This window comes from Pseudomonas sp. UBA6699, from assembly GCF_002454615.1.
Classification (GTDB): Bacteria; Pseudomonadota; Gammaproteobacteria; order Pseudomonadales; family Pseudomonadaceae; genus Aquipseudomonas; species Aquipseudomonas juntendi.
On sequence record NZ_DKJF01000037.1, the window covers coordinates 30,560 to 37,513 of the forward strand.

At 60.2% G+C, this 6,954-nt stretch carries 4 protein-coding genes and 2 pseudogenes; 2 read left to right on the top strand and 4 right to left on the bottom strand.

The window, feature by feature from the left end; translation table 11 throughout:
* The first annotated feature begins 75 nt into the window (after nt 1-75).
* Nucleotides 76-366 (top strand): DUF3509 domain-containing protein, encoded by a 291-nt coding sequence (locus tag B3361_RS07545; protein ID WP_054905422.1) that lies wholly within the window; start codon nt 76-78, stop codon nt 364-366.
* 221 nt (nt 367-587) lie between these two features.
* On the opposite strand, the pseudogene tnpC reads toward B3361_RS07545, so the two are convergent.
* From tnpC to B3361_RS07565, 4 genes and pseudogenes are all read right to left on the bottom strand, one after another.
* Nucleotides 588-2,123: pseudogene (gene tnpC / locus B3361_RS07550) on the bottom strand (IS66 family transposase).
* A gap of 18 nt (nt 2,124-2,141) precedes the next feature.
* Nucleotides 2,142-2,501 (bottom strand): IS66 family insertion sequence element accessory protein TnpB, encoded by a 360-nt coding sequence (gene tnpB / locus B3361_RS07555; RefSeq protein ID WP_054905435.1) that lies wholly within the window; start codon nt 2,499-2,501, stop codon nt 2,142-2,144.
* Between the two features lie 84 nt (nt 2,502-2,585).
* Nucleotides 2,586-5,121, bottom strand: a pseudogene (locus B3361_RS07560) (DUF6531 domain-containing protein); the annotation flags it as partial.
* Between the two features lie 371 nt (nt 5,122-5,492).
* Complete coding sequence (locus tag B3361_RS07565; protein ID WP_009681701.1) at nt 5,493-5,963, bottom strand: phosphate-starvation-inducible protein PsiE; 471 nt, start codon at nt 5,961-5,963, stop codon at nt 5,493-5,495.
* A 540-nt stretch (nt 5,964-6,503) separates the two neighbouring features.
* On the opposite strand from B3361_RS07565, the gene B3361_RS07570 reads away from it, so the two are divergent.
* Nucleotides 6,504-6,767 (top strand): DUF3077 domain-containing protein, encoded by a 264-nt coding sequence (locus tag B3361_RS07570; protein WP_009681699.1) that lies wholly within the window; start codon nt 6,504-6,506, stop codon nt 6,765-6,767.
* Nucleotides 6,768-6,954: the final 187 nt, after the last annotated feature.

Below are 6,954 nucleotides of genomic sequence, written 5' to 3' on the forward strand. Positions count from 1 at the left end.
TGGCCAATTGCCCTACTTGAACGAACCGGGTGCGGGCCGGTCAATTTCTGCAGTCCACCTTTGCAGGCTTCTGGCATGAACAATCCATTCGAGCAGATCAGCGCCGCTTTCGCCCCCGAATACCGGGTCAACCTGAGCATTGCCAACCTTGACGGCAGCATCATGCTGACCCTTTCCGATGACGCAGGCGTGGTTGCCAAGCGCCTGATCACCCGAGCCCAGCGCAACGACCCGGTGCGCCTGCAGCGGGTGATCGACAGCATACGCCTGGGCCTGGCGATCGAGCTGGGCCAGAACCCCTTGCAGGTGCTGGCTGCGCTGACTCGCGACGCCCGTCACGAGCCCCGTGCGTTCCTGGCCCATTGAGGGTTAGTTGCGCTGCTACCGGTGCTAGGCACTTGCGATAGCTTGTCTGCTGGCAAGGTCTCGGCAAGCTGGCAGGCCTTGCGACTCATGGCGTCATACCGAAGCAGCTGGTGAGCTTGCTCAGGGGGCGGTAGACCTCGCGGTGCAGGTCATCGCGCTCCATGTCGCTGATGACCGTAAGCGCTCCATGAACCCCACCTACCGCCAGATGAAGCTTTGATTTACCGTGGCATTTCCGGCGAGCAGTTCCACGGCAGCAGCGCTTCGTAGTCCTCTAACGACGAGGCATGCGGCAACCGCTCCAGTACGTGGCGCAGCCACGTATAGGGCTCCTGGCCGTTGACCTTGGCGGTCTCAACCAAGCTGTAGATCTGCGCACTGGCCGTGGCGCCATTGGGCGTGTCACTGAACAGCCAGGCCTTGCGCCCGATGACAAACGGCTTTATCGCACGCTCTGCCAGGTTATTGTCGATCGGTAAATGGCCGCCCTCGACGTAGCGCTCCAACCGGCTCCAGTTGTTCGTCAGATAGTGCACGGCCTTGCCCAGCACACTTTGCGGTGTGACTTGTGACTGCGTCTTGTCCAGCCAGCTTTTCAACTGGCCCAGGATCGGTAAGCTTCTTTCCTGGCGACCGATGAACCGCTGCTCATCGCTGACATCCTTGAGTTCACGCTTGATGCCATACAGCTTGTTGATCATCGATAGCGCCACATCGGCACGACCTGTCTTGCCTTTGGGCTGCACTTTCTGCGCTTCGACGAACTTACGCCGGGCATGCGCCATGCACGCCAACCGTTCAGCGCCGGGCTGCAACGCCAATGCGTTGTAACCGGCTTAATCATCGGTCATCACGTAGCCTCGATAGCCCTCCAGCAGGCGCAACGGCACCTCCTGCGCACGGCTGGTGGTGTAGTCGAACAACACGACTTGTCGATCAGGTGGCCCACTGGCCTGAACCCACATCCAGGACTGGCTGGTCGGGTCACGATCCGGTTCCTTGAGCACCTGCACCCGCGTTTCATCGCAGTGAATCACGGGGCTTTCCAACAACCGCTCACGCATCAGGTTCAACAACGGCTGGAAGTGTTCGCTGCACTGGATCACCCAGCGGGCCAGGGTTTGTCGAGGGATTTCGATGCCGTGCCGGGACAGCACGCTTTCAAAACGGTGTAGCGGCAAGCCATCGACGTACTTGGTGGTCAGCAGCATGGCCAGCACGCTGGGGCTGGCCATGCTTTTTTCGATCAACTGGGCCGGCTTGTCGGCGGTGACCGGCGCCGTTTCACAACCACGGCAACCGTAGACCTTGCGCACATGCTTGAGCACACGGATCTGGATCGGCACGATATCGAGCTGCTCGCTGGTTTCCTCGCCGATGACATGCTTGCGGCAACCGCAGGCGCAAGTCAGTTCGTGTTCGGGCAAGTCATGGATGACTTCGACACGTGGCAGGTCAGCCGACAACGGTTCGCGCTTGCCGCGACGTTTGACTGGGGCAACGACTTCTTCGTCGGCATCGTCAACCACCGCCAACAACGGCTCGTTTTCCGGCTCGTTGAACATTGCCAGTTGCGGTGTATTGGGATCGACCGTCTGCTCGGATTTGCGGTTGAACAGCCGATCACGCAGCAGCTTGATCTGTTCTTTCAGGTCGACGATGTGGTCCTTGTCGACCGTGCGCTCAGCCAGCAACTGCGCAAGCAGTTGCTTGAGCACGGCAGGGTCATCAGGAAGGTCATCGGGCGCTGGAATCATGGCCCGGATTATACCGGGTCAGGCGACGAAGCGGGGTGTCAGAACCTGATGTGGACGGTTGCGCCAGAGGTCGAAGCCGTCGAGTAGCCAGTTCAGTTCCTGGACGGTCAGGACGATGGCTTCGTCGGTCGCGTCGGGGGAAGTCTTGAAACGTTCGGCTTCGAGACGCTTGAGCCACAGGCAGAAGCCGTTGCGCTCCCAATAGAGGATCTTCACGCGATTGCGCGGCTTGTTGAGGAACACGAAAAGGACCGGGTCGAACACGGCCACCTTGATATCAAGTTCAACCAAGGCTGCGAGGCCATCAATGGATTTTCGGAAGTCGACGGGCTTGGGGTAGAGATAGACTTTTTCGACTTTGGCGTCGGGGCGCATCATCGTCGGCAGGCTCCAAAAAGAAATCGGGAGCACAGCATCGGGGATCAGGTAAGCGCTTTGAATGTGGGGTTTATGGAGCGATTACATTTCTTTCGTTAGCCGGCCTAGCAGATCGTAGGCGTACTCAAGCTTTTCTTCCGTGATCCCAAGCTGCTTGCCGATCCCGGTTGGTTGCCGCTCGATGCTCAGCAAGCGGTCACCGTCGTCGTATACGAATGTCTGGCTCGCATCACGGTTGATCTTGGCAACCAAACGGCCAATGGCATCACGCTCGAACAGCGTGTGCCGCTCTGGCCGTTCGGCATGCTCGCCATAGCCAATCTCATCCAGTCGCGTCAGATGGCCACCGACGTTGTAGCTGAAGCGCCGGGTCAGGTTATCTACCCGCACCTCTTCAATCAGCCGGTCCGACACGTCGTAGGCAAAGCTGTAGGTCGCGTTGTTCTCGTTGACCAGCGACGTCAGTCGCAAGGCCTTGTCATAGCCGTAGCGAACCATCTCTCCTTTCGGGTCCTGACGGTTACTGGGCAAACCACGGGAAGTGCGCAGCAGGCGGATGGTGGATGCGCAACACTTCCCCATCGGGCTTGCGCTCCAGCGTGGTGGTCTGGTTCAGCGCGTCGGTCACTGCAATGAGGTGCTGGCGCTCGTCGTAGCGATAATACGTGCTCTTGCCTGAGCAATCCTGGTAACGCTCGACCTGGGCCAGGGTGTTCCACCATAGGTACTTGGACTTGTAGGTCGCATCAATGATGGTATGCGGCAGGCCGTCATCGCTGTTCAGGTACTCGGTCATCTGGCCGAGGGCATCGAATTCGGCGAGCAGGTTGCCCTTGTCGTCGTAGCGCGCTCGCCAGATGCTGCCGTCCGGGTAGCTGACCTGGGTCACCAGCGTGGTCAGGTGGTGATATTCGTAGGTGGTCTTGCGGCCCAGCGGATCGGCCTCTTCGAGCAAGCGGGAGAACTCGTCGTACTTGAATTGCAGGCGGTTACCGTCCGGCAAGGTCAGGCCAACCATATTGCCGTTTTCGTCCAGCTCGATGGCGTAGCGCTCGCCGCCATAATCGCGACTGGCGACCACGCGGTGGTCGGCGTTGTACTGCACTTCCAGTTCCCGGCCAAGCACGTCGGTGGCCCAGCTGGTGCGGGCGTCGAGGTCGTAGCGGAAATGGTAGTGCTCGCCATCGCTGGTCCAGTGCTCGACCACACGCGGTTTGCCGCCGAGGGTTTCCCAGCGGTAGTGGCAGCCCAGGCCCAAGGCGTTGCTGTGGGTCACCATCAGGCCTTCGACATAGCTGAAACTGCGCACGCTGTCGCCGTTGCGGTTGCGCACCGCGCTCAGCTGGCCATGCTCGTCGTAACGGTACTGGGTGAGCGTTTCGACCGCATGGTTGTCCACCACGCGCTTGATATCGGTCAGGCGGCCCAGCGGGTGGTCGTAGTGCAAGTGCACGCGGGTGCCGCCGGTAGCGCTGATGTCGGTCAGGGTACCGTCAGGCGTGCGGGTGAAGTGCAGGAAGTGGCCGAGGACGTTCTCGATACGCTGCAGCGGCACTTCGGTGTTGGTGTCTGGCACTTCACCGAAGTAGAAGAACAGGTTGTCGAGGGTCTGCAGGATGTAGTGGCCGCCCTCGGTGCACACCAGGTACACCTGCTCGTGCGGGTTGTAGATCCGCTCACCCGGTTGCAGGGTCACGAACGGGATTTCGCGACCCTGGTTGTCGGTGAGGTAGATGAAACTGCCGCTGCGACGCAGGCTCTGTTCCCACGGCAGTATCCAGCCGCGGCCGAGCACGCTGTCGACGGTCAGGTCGCTGGCGTAGAAGCGCGACCACTCGATCGGCATCAGGCCCGGCAGGCTGAAGTCGATTTCATCGGGGATCAGCTTGCGGCCCGTCGTGAGGTCGACGGGGTTGCCGACCAGGCCACCGATGGCTCTGCGCGCCACGGGTTCGACCACGTAGCGGCTGGCCACCTCACCTGCGATGAAGCCTGCGGTGAACTTCAGGGCGCAAGGCATGATGGCTTTCATGCCGGCTTGGGTGCCGACCTTGATCAATTGGGCGATCATGCCGGCGGCACCGGCGACGGCCATCAACGTATCCACTGTGGTGCGTAGCCATTCAGGGACTTCGTCGTCCACCGGCAGGTAACGGTAAGTGCCGCCGCCGATGTAGACATTGTTCGAACCACCGGAAATGGTCGCGCCGCAAGTCAGCTTGTCGCCCTTGCGCGCGGCCGCCACGCCATTGATGAAGACGTTGGTCGAGCCCTTGGCGATCTGCACCTGGCCGGGGTGCTTGCTGCAAGCGCCCAGGCTCTTTTCGACGCGGGCGGCCTTGCGGCTGTTGATGAAGACGTTGGGCGAGGCAGTCAGTATCGTCCCTGAGGGGGATGAAAACAGGCCGCCCAACGCCTCGCCGGCAGCGGTCAGCAAGCTGCCGCCAACCCCCGCCGCGAGACCTGCCAGCAAAGCTACGCCGAACCCGCAGGTGAAGGTGGCAAAGGCCACGGTGGCCACGCTGGCCACCAGTGCGATGCCCAGAGCGGCCCCCAACAGGAAACCGCCCAATGCGCCGGTGTGTGAAATATCGTCGCCGAACCTGGCTGCTTCGAACATGAGGGATTACTCCTGTTCGCCAGGTACGGAACGGCTTGCGATAGCGTCAAGACGCGCCATGATCATCAGCATCTCCCTGTAGACGCTCGGCATGAATCAAGTCATGTGCCGGGTTACCCTCCTTGAGAGCTGCTGAGTTGATAGGCTTGTGCGCCATGGTGTCAACCGTGCGCAGGCCACGCCCTCCGTGGGTTACAGCCCAGGGAGGGCAATATCAAAAAGCCATAACCCAGGGATTTTCCGGGTTTGGACAACAGGGTGCCATACGTTGGCGTGATGCGCGTTCTTTGGATTTTCAGAGGCGTCTGTAAGAAAAAGCCGCAGCTTTCCGCGACCTGCGGTGTTGTGCTGCTCACTTATGCCGCTGAGGCCTACTTGCCCTCTTCCACTTGCTTGCCGTTGGCATCCAGCACCTTGGTCGAGGGGTAGCGGTACGAGGCGTAGCGCACCACCAGGATCGAGAACGCCAGCAGCAGAATGCCCCCGCACAGGTACAGCAGCCCTTCATCCGGCGCCTTGTGGTGCGAAACATCGCCGATCAGCAGGCGGGTGAGCGCGGTGATTGCCACGTACAAGAGGAAGCGGATGGGCATGTGGTTGGTCTTGAAGTAGATCCCGACCATGGCCCCCAGCTCCAGGTAGATGAACAGCAGCAGGATGTCATCGACGCTGATCCCGCCCTTGCCGAGCATGTCCAGGAAGGTGACCACCGCCGCATAGGCGGTGATGGCGCCGATGCCGAACAGGGCAAGGTAATGGAAGGCTTCGACGCACAGGTTGCCCAGCGAGTCGGCCGAGCCGTGCAGGCCCTTGCGCAGTTTTTCTGCCCATTTGATGTTCACGATGTTTCATTCCCCACTACGACTTTCAAGGATGATGCGCCACGGGTGTGACGTTTCTGCCATGCAGTTAAAGGGCCAAGCCCCTGCCATGGGAAGGCGGCCGATTGCCGCAAGGCACTTTGTGGCATGGCAAGCTGCAGAAAATAAAATGGCATTGCGCCAGCGGAAAATCAGATTTAAGCCCTTTCTTGTAGGGCATTTCCCAAAGATACTCCCTGCCATTGTGGTGTTCGGTGGTGCGCACTAGTCTCGGGCGGTCGTTGCCAATCAACGACCGGCTTTGACAGGCCGCCCTGAACTAACCACATGGCTTAGCCGTTATGGCAGCTGTCATGGGGCACCTCGTGTGCGCCGGCTTTTGGTTCTGTTCACCGGTCTGTCAACCCATGTACAGCTGCCGCCTTGATGTTTGACAGCAGAAGGTGGTGGCCCCAATTTTGAACAGGCCTACATCATGCTGAGAGTTATCCCCGATCCGCCCCGCTACATCCATTCCCTCGAATACACCCTGATTCCAAAGGCACATCAGGGGACTGACCAATGACCACAGAAGACACCCAGTTCACCGTCGGCAAGACCACTTTCTACCAGGGCGAAAACGGCACCCACCCGCTATTCCGCATCGAGCCCGGGATCCCGTGCAGGGATGCCCGCGAACAGTCTTCGGAGTTGATGGGGTATGTGCGCGAATTGACCATCACCGGGTTGATGGATGGGAAGCCGATGATGATATGGGCTGCGCATTACTTGAGTGCGATGGCCAAGGCGCTGATGGATGATGCCGAGCTGGGGATGAAGCAGTGAGGGTTTGGCTCTAGGTTGCAGGAGGGCTGGCAGGGGGTTGCCGCAGCATTTTCAGCGCCTGGGAGATCGAGCGCCGCCCGCGCGGCGCATCGCGAGCTGCGGTCGCTGCTTGTATGTTGTGACTGGCCTGGCGGGAGAAGATATTCTCGTCAGGCTGAAGAAGCACTTCCGGGGAGGCCGATCGCTC